The organism is Aeromicrobium sp. 9AM (assembly GCF_902506105.1).
Taxonomy (GTDB): Bacteria; Actinomycetota; Actinomycetes; order Propionibacteriales; family Nocardioidaceae; genus Aeromicrobium.
Genome location: NZ_LR733304.1, coordinates 2,306,983 through 2,323,775, shown reverse-complemented (window position 1 = coordinate 2,323,775; position 16,793 = coordinate 2,306,983). Strand labels below are relative to the sequence as shown.

At 68.2% G+C, this 16,793-nt stretch carries 16 protein-coding genes, 1 tRNA gene and 1 pseudogene; 13 read left to right on the top strand and 5 right to left on the bottom strand.

What is annotated here, in order from left to right; all coding sequences use genetic code 11:
* Window positions 1–108: 108 nt before the first annotated feature.
* Window positions 109–2,421, top strand: coding sequence for a hypothetical protein (locus BOSE46_RS17985; protein ID WP_159541540.1), 2,313 nt, complete (start codon window positions 109–111; stop codon window positions 2,419–2,421).
* Here the strand turns inward: BOSE46_RS17985 and rarD are convergent.
* Window positions 2,418–3,320: an EamA family transporter RarD gene (gene rarD / locus BOSE46_RS17980; RefSeq protein WP_236551795.1), complete on the bottom strand. Its 903-nt coding sequence runs from the start codon at window positions 3,318–3,320 to the stop codon at window positions 2,418–2,420. The genes BOSE46_RS17985 and rarD overlap by 4 nt on opposite strands.
* Window positions 3,321–3,467: 147 nt before the next feature.
* Here rarD and BOSE46_RS17975 point away from each other — a divergent pair, with 147 nt between their 5' ends.
* On the top strand, window positions 3,468–4,166 hold the full coding sequence (locus BOSE46_RS17975; protein WP_159541538.1) for a TIGR02206 family membrane protein: 699 nt from the start codon (window positions 3,468–3,470) through the stop codon (window positions 4,164–4,166).
* Here the strand turns inward: BOSE46_RS17975 and BOSE46_RS17970 are convergent.
* The 3 genes from BOSE46_RS17970 to BOSE46_RS17960 all read right to left on the bottom strand — a co-directional run bounded on the left by BOSE46_RS17970 (window position 4,163) and on the right by BOSE46_RS17960 (window position 7,077).
* Window positions 4,163–5,476 (bottom strand): HNH endonuclease signature motif containing protein, encoded by a 1,314-nt coding sequence (locus BOSE46_RS17970; RefSeq protein WP_159541537.1) that lies wholly within the window; start codon window positions 5,474–5,476, stop codon window positions 4,163–4,165. The genes BOSE46_RS17975 and BOSE46_RS17970 overlap by 4 nt on opposite strands.
* Before the next feature lie 207 nt (window positions 5,477–5,683).
* Complete coding sequence (locus BOSE46_RS17965; protein WP_159541536.1) at window positions 5,684–6,670, bottom strand: hypothetical protein; 987 nt, start codon at window positions 6,668–6,670, stop codon at window positions 5,684–5,686.
* Entirely contained in the window at window positions 6,667–7,077 is a 411-nt protein-coding gene (locus BOSE46_RS17960; protein ID WP_159541535.1) for a nuclear transport factor 2 family protein, read from the bottom strand. Before BOSE46_RS17960 ends, BOSE46_RS17965 begins: the two co-directional genes overlap by 4 nt.
* Before the next feature lie 136 nt (window positions 7,078–7,213).
* On the opposite strand from BOSE46_RS17960, the gene BOSE46_RS17955 reads away from it, so the two are divergent.
* The 10 genes and pseudogenes from BOSE46_RS17955 (at window position 7,214) to BOSE46_RS17910 (ending at window position 15,633) form a co-directional block, all read left to right on the top strand.
* Window positions 7,214–7,582 (top strand): NADH-quinone oxidoreductase subunit A, encoded by a 369-nt coding sequence (locus BOSE46_RS17955; protein ID WP_159541534.1) that lies wholly within the window; start codon window positions 7,214–7,216, stop codon window positions 7,580–7,582.
* Between the two features lie 17 nt (window positions 7,583–7,599).
* Window positions 7,600–8,142, top strand: a complete 543-nt coding sequence (locus BOSE46_RS17950) for an NADH-quinone oxidoreductase subunit B (protein ID WP_159542922.1) — start codon at window positions 7,600–7,602, stop codon at window positions 8,140–8,142.
* Window positions 8,139–8,810 carry an NADH-quinone oxidoreductase subunit C gene (locus BOSE46_RS17945; RefSeq protein WP_159541533.1) on the top strand — a complete coding sequence of 224 codons (672 nt, stop codon included), beginning with the start codon at window positions 8,139–8,141 and terminating at the stop codon, window positions 8,808–8,810. Before BOSE46_RS17950 ends, BOSE46_RS17945 begins: the two co-directional genes overlap by 4 nt.
* A complete protein-coding gene (locus BOSE46_RS17940; RefSeq protein ID WP_159541532.1) occupies window positions 8,803–9,771 on the top strand; it encodes a complex I subunit 1 family protein in 969 nt (322 codons plus the stop codon). The genes BOSE46_RS17945 and BOSE46_RS17940 overlap by 8 nt, the downstream gene beginning before the upstream one ends.
* Before the next feature lie 119 nt (window positions 9,772–9,890).
* Window positions 9,891–10,115 (top strand): annotated as a pseudogene (locus BOSE46_RS21505) (4Fe-4S binding protein); the annotation flags it as partial.
* Window positions 10,116–10,282: 167 nt separating this feature from the next.
* Window positions 10,283–10,780 (top strand): NADH-quinone oxidoreductase subunit J, encoded by a 498-nt coding sequence (locus BOSE46_RS17930; RefSeq protein ID WP_159541530.1) that lies wholly within the window; start codon window positions 10,283–10,285, stop codon window positions 10,778–10,780.
* Window positions 10,780–11,076: an NADH-quinone oxidoreductase subunit NuoK gene (gene nuoK, locus BOSE46_RS17925; RefSeq protein ID WP_159541529.1), complete on the top strand. Its 297-nt coding sequence runs from the start codon at window positions 10,780–10,782 to the stop codon at window positions 11,074–11,076. Before BOSE46_RS17930 ends, nuoK begins: the two co-directional genes overlap by 1 nt.
* Window positions 11,073–12,779: an NADH-quinone oxidoreductase subunit L gene (locus BOSE46_RS17920; protein WP_159541528.1), complete on the top strand. Its 1,707-nt coding sequence runs from the start codon at window positions 11,073–11,075 to the stop codon at window positions 12,777–12,779. The genes nuoK and BOSE46_RS17920 overlap by 4 nt, the downstream gene beginning before the upstream one ends.
* Window positions 12,776–14,233 (top strand): NuoM family protein, encoded by a 1,458-nt coding sequence (locus BOSE46_RS17915; protein ID WP_159541527.1) that lies wholly within the window; start codon window positions 12,776–12,778, stop codon window positions 14,231–14,233. The genes BOSE46_RS17920 and BOSE46_RS17915 overlap by 4 nt, the downstream gene beginning before the upstream one ends.
* Window positions 14,230–15,633: an NADH-quinone oxidoreductase subunit N gene (locus BOSE46_RS17910; RefSeq protein ID WP_159541526.1), complete on the top strand. Its 1,404-nt coding sequence runs from the start codon at window positions 14,230–14,232 to the stop codon at window positions 15,631–15,633. Before BOSE46_RS17915 ends, BOSE46_RS17910 begins: the two co-directional genes overlap by 4 nt.
* 78 nt (window positions 15,634–15,711) lie before the next feature.
* Here the strand turns inward: BOSE46_RS17910 and BOSE46_RS17905 are convergent, their stop codons facing one another.
* Window positions 15,712–16,203: a YajQ family cyclic di-GMP-binding protein gene (locus BOSE46_RS17905; RefSeq protein WP_159541525.1), complete on the bottom strand. Its 492-nt coding sequence runs from the start codon at window positions 16,201–16,203 to the stop codon at window positions 15,712–15,714.
* Window positions 16,204–16,295: 92 nt separating this feature from the next.
* Between BOSE46_RS17905 and BOSE46_RS17900 the strand changes: the two genes are divergently transcribed.
* A tRNA-Tyr gene (locus BOSE46_RS17900) sits at window positions 16,296–16,377 on the top strand.
* Window positions 16,378–16,793 lie beyond the last annotated feature (416 nt).

The window sequence follows — 16,793 nt, the reverse complement described above, 5'->3', positions numbered from 1 at the left end:
CCCTAAACTCCTCGCAGGAGTCCTCGTCAACGTATGGGAGTGCGTGAGGACTGAGGGAGTAGTCCATCGGTGACGCACGCTCGTCCCCGATGGCATGAGGGAGTGGGCATGTCACGTCGCGTCGTCACACGCATGAGCGCCGCAGCGGTGCTCGTCCTGTCGGGATGCGTGGCACTCGCCGCGCCTGCGACGGCTGACCCGCCCGACGCCACTGCGCTGGCCGGCGCGCTTGATGCGCCGGCCGGTGTGGTGGTGGGCACCGGCTCGTCCGACCCGCTGGCGTACGCGGTCGCCGATGCGCAGTTCAACGACTTCCCGTCGAGCGGCTCGAGCTACGTGCTGCTGTCGACCGGCAAGGCCGCCGACGTGTTCTCCTCTACGGTGCCCGACGACCAGCCCAGCACCGACCTCGGGACTGCTGGGCCGGACACCTCGACGCTCACGCTGACGGTGCCGGCGTCCGACACGGCACGGTGCCTCCTCGTCGACTTCGCGATGGGCACCGAGGAGCGCGTGCACACGTACGTGCCGACGGCACCGAGCGACCGGCTCTCGGTGAAGCGCGCGGGCGACACCACGGAATATGCGATGAACACCGGCGGCGCGTACTTCTCGCAGGTGGGCCAGAACTACGACAAGGTGCCGGGCGCGGTGCCGTACGAGGTCAACCGGGTCGACTACTGGCACCAGCCGGGCGACGAGAACGATCCGGCGCACGGTGCGGTCGAGGTGCCCCGCTTGCCCGCCATCAGCTCGATCGACAACTTCAGCTCGCGGGACACCGCCGAGGTCCCGATCCCGGCTGGCGACGAGCACACCGTCAACATCTCGATCGCCGACGCCAACAACGGCCTGCTCGACTCGGTCGCGGTGGTCGACCACGTCCGGTTCGCCCCGTCGTGCTCGTACAGCGCCGCCGGGATGAGTCCCGCGACGGGCGTCGCTGCGGTCCGCGCGGTCATCGTGGGTCACCGAGGCGTCGGCAACGTGCTGACGCTCGACCCGGTGCGCGCCACGGTCGACATCGAGAAGTACGACAACGCGGTCCATGACACCCATGTCGACGGCAACGGCTGGTTCCCGGGTCAGGTCGAGCTGCGGTTCCGCTGGTACCGGGCAGCCACCACATCGACGACCAACTGCTACTCCACCGCGCTTGTCAATTGGAGCGCCATCCCTGACGCGGACCGGCAGTCGTACGTCCCGACGAACATCGACAAGAACCACTGCCTCATGGCACTGGTGACCGGCGTCAAGGACGGCTACCGGCGCGAGACGTTCCCGACGACCGGGTCGACCGACTGGTGGTACGTCACGCTGCCCATCCAGGACGGCACGTTCGACGGCCAGCAACCCACGATCGCGTGCGACATCCCGCCGGCCGTCGGCAGCGAGCTGACCGCCAGCGTCGTGGACTTCGTGCCGCGGCCGGACTCCTACACGTATCAGTGGTACGCCAACGGCTCGGCGATCTCGGGACAGACCGGCACCAAGGTGCTGCTGTCGGCCGCGGAGGCCGGCAAGGCGATCACGGTCAAGGTCACCGGCAAGCGCAGCGGGTTCGACGACCGCACCGAGACCAGCGCGCCGTGCGGTCCGGTGGCGCTGATGGAGATGACGACCACGACGGCGCCGGCGATCACCGGCACCCCGTCGTACGGCCAGACTCTCGGCGTCGACACGGGGCTGTGGGAGCCGACGCCGTCGAGCTTCACCTATCAGTGGCGGCTCGACAACGCCCCGATCGTCGGTGCGACCAAGTCCACGTATGCGCCGAAGTCGACCGACGTCGGGCACGAGGTTACCGTCGCGATCTCCGGCGCCAAGAGTGGCTACGTCCCGACCTCCCGCGTGAGCGATCCCGTCGGGATCGATGTGGGGACTATGCCCGGCACGACACCCCTGGTCACCGGCACGGCCAAGGTCGGACTCGTGCTGACCGGCACCGCCTCGGACTGGCAGCCGGCCGGGTCGACCCTGACCTACACCTGGTACGCCGGTGATCTGCAGCTCAAGTCGGGAGCGAGCAAGACACTCACGATCCCCGGCACTGCAGCCGGCCGCAAGATCACGCTGGTGGTCACTGGCACGCGCGCCGGCTATGGGACGACTCAGCGCACCAGTGCGCCGACGGCCACCGTGGCAGCGGGCAAGCTCGTCACGGCGACACCTCGCATCAGCGGAACCGCCAAGGTGGGCCGGACGCTGTATGCCCGGGTGTCCGGCTGGGGGCCGTACGGCGTGAAGTACTCCTACCGCTGGCGGATCAACGGTGCGGCGGTCGGCGGCGCGACGAAGTCGTCGTGGCGGATCCCGCGATCGGCCAAGGGCAAGCGGATCACCGTGACGGTCACCGGCCGGCTGACGGGCTACGTCTCGGTCTCACGGACCAGCTCCCGTACGTCTCGGGTGGCCGGCTAGATCGGGGCGGGTTCCGTACGGATCACGCGGCGGCGGCTGGTGACCGCGTCGACCGTGAAGATGACCAGCGCGAGCCAGACGAGGACGAACCCGATCCAGCGCTCCGTCGTCATGGTCTCGTCGAAGATCGTCAGGCCGGTGATGAACTGGATGATCGGGCCGAGGTACTGCAGGATGCCGATCGTCGTCAGGGTCAGGCGGGTGGCCGCGGCGCCGAACAGCAGCAGCGGGATCGCGGTGACCACGCCCGTGCCGACCAGCAGCGCGGCGTTGCCCGGCCCGTCGTGCCCGAACGTCAGGTCGCCGCGCACCTGCAGCACGACCAGGAAGGCGACGGCGACCGGGAACAGGATCGCGGTCTCCATGCCGAGTCCCTCGAAAGCGCCGAGGTTGGCCTTCTTCTTGAGGAAGCCGTACGTCGCGAACGAGAACGCGACGAGCAGCGCGATCCACGGCAGCCGGCCGTACCCGATCGACAGCACGACGACTGCCAGACCGCCGATCCCGATGGCGCCCCATTGCGCGGGGCGCAGCGTCTCCTTGAGCACGAAGACGCCGAGGAGCACCGTCACGAGCGGGTTGATGAAGTAGCCGAGCGACGTCTCGACGACGTGGCCGTTGGTGACGCCGTAGATGAAGCCGCCCCAGTTGAGCGCGATCGTGATCGACGCGAACGTCAGGATCACCATGAGACGCCGGTCGCGGGCGATGGCGATGAACTTGGTCCACTTGCCCATCACGGTGATCGAGATCAGCACGAACACCATCGACCAGACGAAGCGGTGGGCAAGGATCTCCAGCGAGCTCGCCGGGTCGAGCAGTGGCCAGTAGAGCGGGAAGAATCCCCAGCACAGGTAGGCCGCAACTCCAAGGCCCACACCGCTCTTGGAGTCATTCACCAGATGAGAGTACGCCCGTGGGTGCGCCGACGGCGTCCCGGCAGGATCGGGCGCGACAGGATGGCCGAAAATCGAGGGAACGTGTCCGTCGTGCCCTGTCGCCTGACGCTCAGGGACTGCCCGTCGGCGATCGGCTAGCGTCATCGCATGCTCGCCGCCGACCGCTTTGAGACGTACGGCCCGTCGCACCTGACGGTCCTCGCGATCTTCGTCGTCGGCGTCGTGCTGATCGTGCTGGCAGGACACCGGCTGCGGGGCACAGCGGCGGAGCAGGCCGTGCGGCGCACGTTCGCGGTGGCGATCCTCGCGATCACGGTGCCGCTGCAGATCCTGCAGTTCACCCCTGACGAGTGGAACCTGCAGACCTCGCTGCCGTTCCAGCTGTGCGACCTCGCCTGGATGTTCGCGGTGTACGCGCTCTGGACCCGCAACCGGCTCGCCGCGACCGTCACGTACCTCTGGGGCATCACGCTCACGACCCAGGGCATGCTGACGCCCGACCTCGCGTCGGACTTCCCGGAGCCACGGTTCCTGATGTTCTGGGGGATGCACCTGCTGATCGTGTGGGCGTCGTTCTTCCTCGTGCTCGGCCTCCGCATCCTGCCGACCTGGCACACGTACCGGCAGACCGTCGCCATCACTCTGGCCTGGGCCGTCTCCGCGTACGTCTTCAACGTCATCGCCGGCACCAACTACGGCTATCTCAACCGGCTGCCCAAGAACGCGTCGCTGCTGGACTACCTCGGCCCGTGGCCGCTGTTCGTCGTGCTGGAGATCGCGATCGTCGCGACCGTGTGGGCCCTGCTGACCTGGCCGTGGGTGGGCAGACGGGTGCCGTCCACCTAGGGTCGCCATCGGTGGTTTCGTTTCCAGACGTCTGTGCCGGGTGACCGGTATTCGGGGTGGCCGTCGAGGGGTGACATCCGGATTGTGGTTCCGGTGTCGTGGATGGTGCGGTGGTGGAACGGGCAGACCAGGACACCGTCTTCGAGTCTGGTTTCGCCGCCGTCGGCCCAGCTGGTGTTCCAGTGGTGCGCTTCGCACCATTCGGGTGGTCGGTCGCATCCGGGGTAGGTGCAGCCGCCGTCGCGATTCTCCAACGCCTGGCGTTGGGTCTTGGTGAAGGTGCGCTGCTCATGACCGTGATCGAGCGGGAGGGACTTGCCGTTGAAGACCTGGGGGATGATGCCGAGGCGGCAGGCCATCTGCCGGGCCTGCCCGGCGGACAACCGGGTCCCGGTCGACAGGGTCGCGGCTTTGATGCCGTGGACCAGGGTGTCGTGGTCGAGTCGGACGATCAACGTGGCGCCGAGTCCGCCTTTGCCGGGGAGCTGGTCGGCGGGCAGGTGGCCACACAGCTCGGCGAATCCCATGCCGAGACGGTGCCGGTGGGTCAGGTCGCGGTCGTAGTACGACTCCGCGGCCGGTGAATCATCGTGCAGATGGTCGCGGCGCGGTGCGCTGATCGCCTCCACAGCAGTGCGGAGCATGTCGGCCTGCGCGTCCGGAAGAACGAACCCACCCCGGTGGGTGCCGTCCCGGTTGTCCACCATCCAGAACTCGGCCCGCCGCCACGCCTCGGACTCCTGACGCTCCAGATTCTGGTTCTCGACAGCGTCGACCTCAGGGGTTGGCTTGAACTGGTCCGTGATCCGCCTCGAACGTGACCGCAGGTCCTTCAACGAGAACCGGCAGGCGTCGCCGATCAGCGTGTCCTCACACGCCTGCTTCTGCTCCGGCGTCGTGTCATCAGGCAGATCCGCAATGGCGCCAGCGATGATCGCCGCCTGCGACGGGCCGATCTCACCACGAGCCAACGCATCCTCAGTCCGCGAGGCACTCTGCAGCGCCTTGCCCATGTTGACCATCTGGTCACCAGCACGACGATCACCACCGAACGCACCAGCCAACATCGCACCGGTCGACGACGCACCTCGAGACTTGGCAAGACCCGACGCATCTAAAGCTCTGGTCCCGGCAACCTGCTGCGCCTTGACCCGGGCCTCGACCCGCATCAACCGCTCGACGAGGCCTTGAACCTTGGCCGGCTCCAGACCGGCCCACGCACTGAGCGGCATACGATCCAACGCGCTCTCGATCTGCTCGACCGCACCCACCAACGGGTGCGGGAGCGACACGACCGGAGCAACAGACACGACGAACCTCAAGCCAACAGGGCGGTCGCACGCTTGGCCACGATCAGAGTGCGGCACACCCAAGCTCGATGCACCACGGGCCGGTCTCAGTCGAATCCAGTCACGTCGAGGGATTGCTGCGAAGACTTCACCCTCGATCCCACGACCATACCGCCAAACCCCGACGTTGTCGAACACCTGTTCGAATGGTGAGACACGCAGACCGCACTACTTGCGATGGGGCTCGTACCGCCGGTTGATCCGGGTCTGCGCCGCCCACATCAGCCGCCCGACGGGGCCGAAGGGACGCCGTCCGGGCGTGGTCGGCGCGCTGGAGGCCAGGTCCTCGAACGCCGCGACGATGGCGGCCGCGGACTGCTCCTGGGCGGGCAGGCGCAAGGGTGCGATCTGCTCGGGCAGCGGCACGATGACCGGGTTGGTGTTGATCTCCCACACCTGGAGCCGGCCGTTGCTGAACCCGTAGTCGATGCGCCCGTAGTCGAGCCCGGCGATCGCATAGATCTCGCGCAGCTGCTTCTCGTGCGGGAACGTATCCACGAACTCGCGCTCCTCCTCGGCGGTCGCGGGGGTGACGATCTTGGGCTTCTTGACCATCCACCTCCTGCTGAACAGCACGTGCCGGGGGATCAGGTGATCGCCGATCTTGATCGCTGAGTACTTGCGGACCAGCCCGTCGGCGCTGCGGGCGTTGGACTGCTCGACCACCAGCAGGTGCCGGTCGAACATCCGCCGCCGGCGACTGACCCGCTCGATGACCCGCTCCCTGAGCTCGGCGTCGGAGCGGACGAGCTCGCCGAGGTTGCCGGAGTGCTCGTTGGCCCACCGCAGGAACGCCGGGAACCGGAGCTCGGTGTCGAGATCGCGCAGCCGGTATGCGCGGAAGTCGTTGATGCCGAGCCTGGACAGTTCCTCCAGCAGTCCCAGGCGGTCCCGCCACGCCGCCGGGTCGTTGAGCGTGACATAGCTGTCGGGCTGGGCGGCGAGGCGATGATGCAGTCGCCGGACCATGGCCAGCTCGGGCCGCAGCAGTCGCTCGAGGTCGGCGAACACATGCGCACCGGGCGGCAACGGCTCACCCACGCGTACGCCGTCGTACGCCGTGGGCTGGATGACGCCGGCGAGTCCCGGCGACCAGCCGGCAATGAACCGCTCGATGCCCCACAGGAACTTCCGCGCGGTGTAGAAGTGGATCACGCCGATGTCCCCGGCACCATCGAGAAGTGGGTGTGGACCGCCAGAAGCGTCGCGTTGCCGACGAGGGCGATTGTGGCGCGGCCTCGGCGGAGCCCGACGGCCCCACCGGGCCCTGCTCCTTCCGACGACCAGTCGCTGATCGCGATCAGGACGTCGCCGTCGGCGAAGACGGTCGCGCCCGCGAGATCGAAGTCGAACCCCGTCGTACGCTCCCAGACCCCGTGCCACTGCTCGGCGTACAGCTGATCCAGTCCGATCCAGCGCTCGGCGACGGTGCCGAATCCCTCCGCATCGGGATGGAACATCTCCCGGGCCGTGTCGTAGTCGCGCTCTCGCACCGCAGCCGCGAAACCTCGCAGCCATGACGCCACGGACGGCACCGACTCCGCCCTGACCACCTCAACCACTCGCACTCTCCGTCGTTCACTTCTTCGCTGCGGATCCGGTTCAGTATGCCCCGAGGGCGGGTTGGCCGCGCCACGTCACGCAACTTCCGGGTGCCGGGCGCAACCACCCGGCGGTGATCTTCCCTAGAGTGTCTTCATGGCCGCCTACCTTGACGACTACCTCGCGGTCGGCGTCATCATCGTGGCCGGCTTCGTGCTGGCCGGCGGCATGCTCGGGGTCAACCGGCTCATGCGCCCTCGGGTCGCCGCACGCGAGAAGCTCCTGACGTACGAGTCGGGTGTCGATCCGGTCGGCGAGGGCTGGTCGCAGTCAACAGTCCGCTACTACGTCTACGCCTTCCTCTACGTGATCTTCGCGGTCGACGCGGTGTTCCTGTTCCCGTGGGCCGTCGTGCTCGAGGACATCGGCCGGGCGGCCGCGGTCGAGATGGGCATCTTCATCGGCATCCTCGTCGTGGGGCTCGTCTACGCCTGGCGCAAGGGGGTGCTGTCGTGGACGTCGTAGGAGCCGTTGACCTGCCGATGCCGACCCTCGCACCACCGACCCTCGGGCCTGTGTCGCAGCATGCCCCCAAGCCGGCCCGCTACCTGCTCAACTGGGGTCGCAAATACTCCCTCTGGGTCTTCAACTTCGGCCTCGCCTGCTGCGCCATCGAGTTCATCGCGACGTCGATGTCGCGCCACGACTTCATCCGCCTCGGCGTCATCCCGTTCGCACCCGGCCCGCGCCAGGCCGACCTCATGGTCGTCTCGGGGACCGTCACGGACAAGATGGCGCCCGCGATCAAGCGGCTCTACGACCAGATGCCCGAGCCCAAGTACGTCATCAGCTTCGGCTCGTGCGCCAACTCCGGCGGCCCCTACTGGGACTCCTACAGCGTCACCAAGGGCGTCGACCAGATCATCCCCGTCGACGTGTACGTCCCGGGGTGCCCGCCGCGACCCGAGGCGCTGCTCAACGGCATCGTCACGCTGCAGGACAAGATCGGCGGCGAGAACCTCGCGGACCGCTACCAGCGCCCGGCCACGTCGCTCCTGAGCCCTCGTATGGAGGCGCCAGAGTGACGCTGGAGGAGAACAGCTTCGGCCCGCCGCACCGCGTCGTCGAGGCAGCCGAGTGGCACGACGCTGCGGCGCAGCTCAAGCGCGACGGCTACACCTACTTCGACTGGCTCTCGGCGGTCGACGAGCACCCCGAGGGCTTCCGGCTCGTGCTGCACGTCGCCCGGGTCCCTTCGACGGGCTCAGGGGGCGGAGGGCTGGACCACCTGCTGCTCGTGACGTACGTCGATCGGGACGCTGCCGCCGTCGCATCGATCGCCGACGTCTACGCCGGCGCGTCGTGGCACGAGCGGGAGACGCACGAGATGTTCGGCATCGACTTCGGCCTCGACCTGGATCCGCTGCTGCTGCCGGACGGCTTCGAGGGGCACCCGCTGCGCAAGGAGTTCGTGCTCGCGTCGCGCGTCGCCAAGCCGTGGCCGGGCGCCAAGGAGCCGGGGGAGAGCGACGCCGAGTCGACCCACTCGCCGAGCCGCCGCAGGATCAAGCCCCCGGGCGTGCCCGACCCCGAGGACTGGGGCCCGCAGAAGCTGGTCGAGGAGCGAGGAACGAGCGTCTCGAAACCAGCGGACGGTGGTTTCGAGGCGCCCCCTACTCGCAGAGCTCGTGGGGGGACCCCCACGCTTCGCTCCGCACCTCAACCACCCGCGGATGGGGACACCGATGGCTGAGGTCATCGACGCGCTCCTGCGCTGTGTCGCCGTGGTCGCGGTGTTCATGGTGTTCCCACTGGTCGTGGGCCAGATGGAGCACAAGGCCATGGCGCACATGCAGAGCCGGGTCGGCCCGATGAAGGCCGGCGGGTTCCACGGCTGGGCCCAGCTCGTCGCCGACGGGGTCAAGTTCGTCCAGAAGGAGTCCATCGTCCCGACCGCCGCCGACCGCAAGGTCTTCGAGCTGGCCCCCGCTGTCGCCCTGGTCCCGTACCTCCTGGCGATGCTCGCGATCCCGCTCGGGCCGTTCTTCGGCCAGGGCAACCTGATCGGCCAGGACCTCGACCTCGGCCTGTTCTTCGTGCTCGCCGCGATGAGCGTCGGCGTGCTCGGCACGCTGATGGGTGGCCTCGGCAGCGGCAACAAGTACTCCTACATCGGCGGCATGCGCGTCGCGGCTCAGCTGATGTCGTACGAGCTGCCGATGGTGCTCGCCGCTGCGAGTGTCGCGATGGCCGCCGGCACGCTGTCGCTCGTCGGCATCGCCAACGAGTGGGAGCCCTGGTGGCTCGTCGCGCAGCTGCCGGGCATGGTCGTCTTCTTCGTCGCCGGGCTCGCGGAGCTGCAGCGCCCCCCGTTCGACGCGCCGCTCGCCGACGCCGAGCTCGTCATGGGGCCGCTGACAGAGTACGGCGGCATGCGGTTCGCGATGTTCCTCCTCGCGGAGTACGCCGGCATCGTCGTGCTGGCAGCCCTGACGACGGTGCTCTACCTCGGCGGCTGGGCCGGCCCGTTCTCCGACGACATCGGCTGGCTGTGGACCCTGGTCAAGGTCATGGCGGTGTCGTTCCTCGTGATCTGGGCGCGCGTGGCATACCCGCGACTGCGCGAGGACCAGGTCAACTCGCTGGCCTGGAAGGTCCTCGTGCCGGTCGCACTGGCGCAGATCACCCTGACGACGGTGCTGGTGGTGGCATGACATACGGAAAGGGCCTCCTGCAGGGACTCGCGGTCACCTGGCGCAACCTCACGCGGCGGTCCGTCACGGCGCACTACCCCGACGTGCAGCCCGACCTGCCGCCTCGCAGCCGCGGCGTCATCGCGCTGCAGGAGGAGAACTGCACCTCGTGCATGCTGTGCGCCCGCGAGTGCCCCTCGTGGTGCATCACGATCGACTCGCACAAGGAGACGATCCCGGCGACGACCGAGGGTGGCCGCGACCGCAGCCAGAACGTGCTCGACACGTTCGACATCGACTACTCGCTCTGCATGTACTGCAGCATCTGCATCGAGGTCTGCCCGTTCGACGCGTTGCACTGGTCGCCGGAGTTCGCGTACGCCGAGGGCGACATCGTCGACCTGACGCACGACATGAACCGGCTGCGCGAGTGGATGTGGACCGTCCCTGCGCCGCAGGCGCTCGATCCCGGAGCGGAGCCGGCCAAGGAGCTCAGCGCGTGGCAGGCGAAGCAAGCCGCGGAGGACGCCGAGTGAGCGCGACCGAGATCGTCTTCCTGCTGTTCGCCGCCCTCGCCGTCGGGTCGGCGCTGCTCGCGATGACGACCAAGCAGCTCGTGCACTCCGCGCTGTGGCTCGTCGCGACGCTCGGCGCCGTCGCCGGCTGCTTCGTGCTGATGACCGCCGAGTTCGTCGCCTGGGTCCAGGTGCTCGTCTATGTCGGCTCGGTCGTCGTGCTCGTGATCTTCGCGCTCATGTTGACCCGGCAGCAGTCGACGATCTCCGCCGAGGTCACCGGAAACCGCTGGACCGCTGCGGTGCTGGGCCTCGTCGCGGCGGTGGGGCTCGGTGCCACTGTCATCAGCGGCTTCCACGGCGAGCGCATCGAGGGGCACCGCATCGGCAGCGCGAAGTCGATCGGCGATGCGTTGTTCAGCGACTGGGTGCTGCCGTTCGAGATCCTCAGCGGCGTCCTGCTCGCCGCCCTCATCGGCGCCATCGTCATCTCCCGGTCGGGAACCGAACGCTGATGCCGCTGCTCTATCCGCTGGTGCTGTCGGCCGCGCTGTTCGGCATCGGTCTCTACGGCGTACTCGCCCGCCGCAACGCCGTGCTGATGCTGCTCGGCGTCGAGCTCATGCTCAATGCGGTCAACCTCAACCTCGTCGCGTTCGATGCGTGGTTCGCCGATCAGCTCCACACGGGCCAGGTCCTCACGCTGTTCACGATCACCCTGGCGGCGGCCGAGATCGGTCTCGGTCTGGCAATCGTCCTGGCGTTGTTCCGCGCCGTGCGTACGGTCGACGTCGACGGGGTCGACCGATGAGGCGCTGGCTGTACGTCGTCCTGACCGCCGCGCTCGCCGTGGCGGTCGCCGTGTGGGCGATCCCGCACTTCGACGAGCCAGGCTGGTTCGGGTACGTGGGCCAGAGCGTTCCCGGCATCGTGCCACCGCTGCCGAGCCTCTCGCCCGACCTGTTCCTGTTCCCCGTCTCCGCCCAGATCGTGCTGCTTGCCGTGGGCATCGGGCTGCTGGTGCAGATCTACTCGACGGCCTACCTCGGTCACCACCCGCGCTACCGGTCGTACGCGCTGATCATCATCTTGTTCCTGGTCGCGATGATCGCCGTGGTCGGCACCACCAACCTGTGGGTCGTGCTGGTCGGCTGGGAGGTCATGGGCCTGTGCTCCTACCTGCTGATCGGCCACGAGTGGCAGACCCCCGAGGCGCGGGCCGGGGCGGCCAAGGCGTTCCTGATCACGCGCATCGCCGACCTCGGGCTGGTGCTGGCGATCCTGGTGATCGGCGAGACCTACGGGACGTACGACATGATCGGCGCCTCGGCTGCGATGTCCGACGACGGACCCCAGAGCAGCACCGTGATCGGTCTTCTCGTGCTCGTGGCGGTCGTCGGCAAGTCGGCGCAGTTCCCGCTGCACACCTGGTTGCCCGACGCGATGCCCGGGCCGACCCCGATCACCGCGCTGATCCACGCCGCGACGATGGTCGCCGCCGGCGTCTACCTCGCGGCACGGTTGTTCCAGTTCTACGCGGACTCCGCCGTCGTGCTCACCGCGATGGCGGTCATCGCCGGCATCACGATGCTGATGGGGGCGGTGTTCGCGTTCGTGCAGACCGACCTCAAGCGGGCCCTCGCCTGGTCGACCGTGAGCCAGCTCGCCTTGATGTTCGCCGCCATCTCGGCGGGTCACCCCGCGGCCGGCACGGACCACCTGCTGGCGCACGGCGTCTTCAAGGCGTTGCTGTTCCTGGGCTGCGGCTGCCTGATGCACGCCGTCGGGTCCAGCGCGCTCTCCGCGATGGGCGGTCTCCGCCGGTCGATGCCCGCGACGTTCTGGAGCATGACGGTTGGCTTCGCGGCACTGGCCGGGGTCGTGCCGACGGCCGGCTTCTTCACCAAGGACTCGGTGCTCGAGGCTCTGCTGCACGCCGACCGGGAGCTGCCCGGTGGCGTCGGGGTCGCGCTGTTCGCCGTCGCCCTGCTGACCTCGCTCATCACCGCCGCGTACGCCGCGCGGCTGTGGATCCTGGCGTTCCTCGTCCGTGCGCCCGACGAGCGCCGCGCGGTCACCCACGACGCGCCGCACGCGATGACAGGCCCGATCGTCGTCCTCGCGGTCGCGACCCTCGCGCTGTCCATTGGCCAGCCGTTCCACCTCGGCATCGGCCTGCTCTCGACCGCGATCGCGGCTGCCGGCATCGCCGCGGTCTTCGTGGCCTGGCGCAACGGTCGCTCGCTCGACCTTGACGCGCCGTGGCTGACCGCCGAGCTCGGGCTCGATCGCCCGTACGCGCGATGGATCCCGGCGACGCTGCGGTCCTCGGCGCAGGCGGTCGTCGACGTCGACCGCGACGGCGTCGATGCGTACTCGTACGGCTCGGCGTTCGTCGCCCACCGCGTCTCGCGGGTGCTCGCGCTCGTCCAGTCCGGCAACGTCCAGCGTTATGCGACGGTCATCGCCGCAGGCGTCATCGTCGTCACGGCGGCGGCGGTGATCTGGGCATGATCGCCGCTGCGCTCACGATCCCGTTCACCGTCGGCCTCGGCCTGCTGTTCCTCCGCAAGCTGGTCTCCGGGCGAGCCGCTGCGGGCCTCGGCGCCGCCTCGATGGCCGTCTCGCTCGTGCTGCTCGCGCTCGTCTGGGAGGGCAAGGACACCATCTCCGGTGAGGTCGACACGGAGTGGATCGAGCCGCTGGGCGCCCGCCTGCACCTGGGTGCCACAGCGATCTCGTGGCCGTTCCTGCTGATGACGGCGTTCATCGGGCTGCTGTGCTGCGTGTGGCTCATCGCCGGCGACACGGCACCGGCGCTCGTCGGGCTCGTGCTGATCATCAGCGCCTCGTCGCTCGGGGTGTTCGCGTCCCTCGACTTCCTGCTGTTCTTCGTGTTCTTCGAGCTCGCGCTGATCCCGATGTGGTTCGTCATCTCGTGGTGGGGCGACCCACACGACTCGGCCGGCCGCACGCGGGCTGCCACCCGCTTCCTGCTCTTCACCGTCACCGGCTCGGCGCTGCTGCTGGTCGGCATCGTGCTGGTCGCTCGCGACAGTGGATCACTGCAGTTCACCGAGATCGATGGCGGCCCGCTCGTGGCGGCGGTGCTGATCGTGCTCGGCTTCGCGGTCAAGACCCCGCTCGTCCCGCTGCACACCTGGCTGCCCGACGCGCACAGCAAGGCCCCGACCGTCGGATCAGTCCTCCTCGCGGCGGTGTTCCTCAAGCTCGGCACGTACGGCCTGATCATCTCCTCGGGCCTGCTGTCCGCCTCGTTCGCCGATGTGGCCCCGTACGTCGCCGGGGCCGGGGTCGTCGGCATCATCTGGTCGGCGCTGGCCTGCTACGCCCAGGACGACCTCAAGCGCCTGATCGCCTACTCCAGCATCGGTCACATGGGCTTCGTCGCCCTCGCGATCTCGACCATGAGCCCGATCGGCATCGCCGCCGCGGTGTTCGGTTCGGTCGCCCACGGACTCGTCACGGGACTGCTGTTCTTCCTGTCCGGCTCGCTCAAGGATCGCTTCGGCACCGCGTCGATGCGGGCGATCGGTCGCGGACTCTATGCGCGTACGCCGTGGCTCGCGGTGGCGTTCGTGTTCGCCGCGGTCGCCAGCCTCGGCCTGCCCGGCCTCGCGGGATTCTGGGGCGAGCTGCTGTCGTTGCGCGCGGCGTACGAGGTCGGGGTGCTTGACAAGCCGTACGCGTGGACCGCCCTCGGGCTCGCCGTGCTCGGCGTCGCGCTCACCACGGCGTACTTCGTCCGGGCGATCCGCCTGCTGGCCCAGGGTGAGCCGGTCGCGCAGGAGGCCGATCGTGACCTCGCCGTGCGGGAGTCGGTCGTCAGCGTCGCCCTCGTCGTGTCGATCCTGGTGCTCGGCCTGGCGCCGGGCCTGATCGTCGGTCTGTACGACTCGGGGTCGACCGTCACGTATGAAGGCACGTATACGGCGGTGACGCCATGAACATCCCCGTGGACTGGTCTGTCGTCGGTCCCGCAGTCATCGTCGCGCTCGGTGCGCTGGTCGCGCTGCTGGTCGATGCGTTCTACTCCCGGCGTACGTGGTTGGGGTCAGGCCTGCCGGCCAGCATCGCGCTCGTCTGGGCCGGCATCGAGCTGTTCCGGCTGCACGACGACATCGTCCCTTTCACGTTCGCGCTGTCGCTGGTCATCCTCGTCGGAACCCTTGTCGTCGTGGTGGCGTCGAACGTCATGAACTTCGAGAACGCGATGCCGCCGGGGGAGTATCACTTCCTGCTGCTCGCGGCCGCCGGTGGCGCGTTGATGATGGTCGCGGCGCGTGACCTCGTGACGTTGATCGTCGCGCTCGAGCTGTTGTCGCTGCCCTCGATCGCGCTCGTCGGGCTCCGGCAGGGTGACCAACGGGCGATCAAGTCGGCGTGGACGTTCTTCCTCGCCTCGGTCGTGTCGACCGCGATCACGCTGATGGGCGTCTCGCTGCTCTACGGCGTCGCGGGAACGCTCACGTACGACGGCCTCAACGCGGGACTGTCGAGCACCGACCTGCCTGACGGAGTCGTCGCGGTCGCGGTCATCCTGACGATCATCGGGCTGCTGTTCAAGCTCGGCGCCGTGCCGTTCCACGTGTGGATCCCCGACACGTACACCGGTGCTCCGGTCATGGTCGCGGGCTTCCTGTCGTCGGTCTCCAAGGCCGCCTCGCTCGGTGCCGTCTACACGCTCCTGGTCGTGGCGCTGCCCGCGGCGTTCGACACGTGGACGACGATCCTCGCGGTGGTCGCCGCCGTGACGATGACGGTCGGCAACCTCGGGGCGCTGCGGCAGACGAATGCCATCTCGATGCTGGCCTGGTCGTCGATCGCGCAGGCCGGCTTCCTGATCGCGCCGGTCGCCGTCGTCACCCGGTTCGGCCCGAAGGCCGCGGTTCAGTACCTCGCGGTGTACGTCCTGGCCAACCTCGTCGCGTTCGCCGCGCTGGCGGTCGTGCTGCGGCTGCGCGGCAGCACCGACTACAGCGAGCTCAAGGGCCTGGCCCGTACGGACCCGCCGACGGGCGTACCGCTCGTGATGGCCGCCCTGACGCTGGCCGGCTTCCCGCCCGCCGTGATCGGCCTCGTCACGAAGTACGTCGTGATCCGCCCCGTCATCGAGGCCGGCGAGACCTGGCTCGCGGTCGTCATGGCGGTCAACGTGATGCTGGGACTCGCGTACTACCTGAAGTTCGTCGTGGTGCTCGTCGACCGGCCTGCGATCGACGACCCGTACCGCAGTCCCTCACCGCCGGTCTCGATCCGCATCTCCAAGGCCGCCGTACTGATCGGCACCGCCGGCCTCGTCGCTCTCAGCGCCTGGCCCGACCTCCTGCTGGCCCACCTGCCCTGACAACCTCGCTGGCAGTGACGTTTCGGTCGCGAATCGCCGTACGACCCCGACCGCAACGTCACGCTCAGCGAGGTGTGGTCAGCGGTAGTTGACGAACTGCACCGCGAAGTCGAGGTCGGCGCCCTTGACCAGGGCGATGACCTCCTGCAAGTCGTCGCGCTTCTTGCTGCTGACCCGGAGCTCGTCGCCCTGGATCTGGACCTTGACGCCCTTGGGGCCCTCGTCGCGGATCAGCTTGGAGACCTTCTTGGCCTGCTCCTGGCTGATGCCCTCGGTGATCGTCGACGTCAGGCGTACCTCCTTGCCGGACTGGCGGGGCTCACCCTCCTCGAGGGTCTTGAGCGAGATGCCGCGCTTGATCAGCTTGTCCTTGAAGACGTCGAGGATCGCCAGGGCCCGCTCGTCGGCGTTCGCCTTGATCTCGATGCCGAACTCGCCGCTCCAGTCGATCGCTGCGCCGGTGTTCTTGAAGTCGTAGCGCGTCGCGATCTCCTTGGCGGCCTGGTTGAGCGCGTTGTCGACCTCCTGGCGGTCGATCTTGTTGACGATGTCGAAGGAAGAGTCGGCCATGAGTGCTCCTGGTGGTGCGCCGCGGGGATCTGATTTCTCTCACCCTAATCGGCTGCGATAGTCTTGCTTGTCGTTGCCCCGGCAACACCCCCGGCAGGTTGCCCGAGTGGCCAAAGGGATCTGACTGTAAATCAGACGGCTCAGCCTACGCAGGTTCGAACCCTGCACCTGCCACAGCACGACGAAGAGCCCGTGACCAGCGGAGACGCAGGTCACGGGCTCTTCTGTGTCCGCTTCTATGGCGTCTGGCGAAGGCAAATCTCCATTGGCTGCCGCGACCCTCTGACCTGCGAAAACGTCAGCGCCACCTGCTGTGCGGCGGAGCGTGCGGGGAATACGCGGGGAAATTTCCGGCCTTTACCGCCGCGGTCGCGTCTACCTGCATGTATGTCGGTTGGCCCGTCGCGAGCCGGAGTATCTGGTCAGACGTCATAGAACGGTTCGTCAACCTCTCGAGCAGGCATCGACACTCCTCGACAGAGTCGGATGGTTCCGCACGGGCGCGGGGAAGCGACGGGGAAATTGTTGTGCTGAGGAGCGCTTCGACCGATACCGTGACGTCGTGACCAAAACTCATCAGATGCACAAGC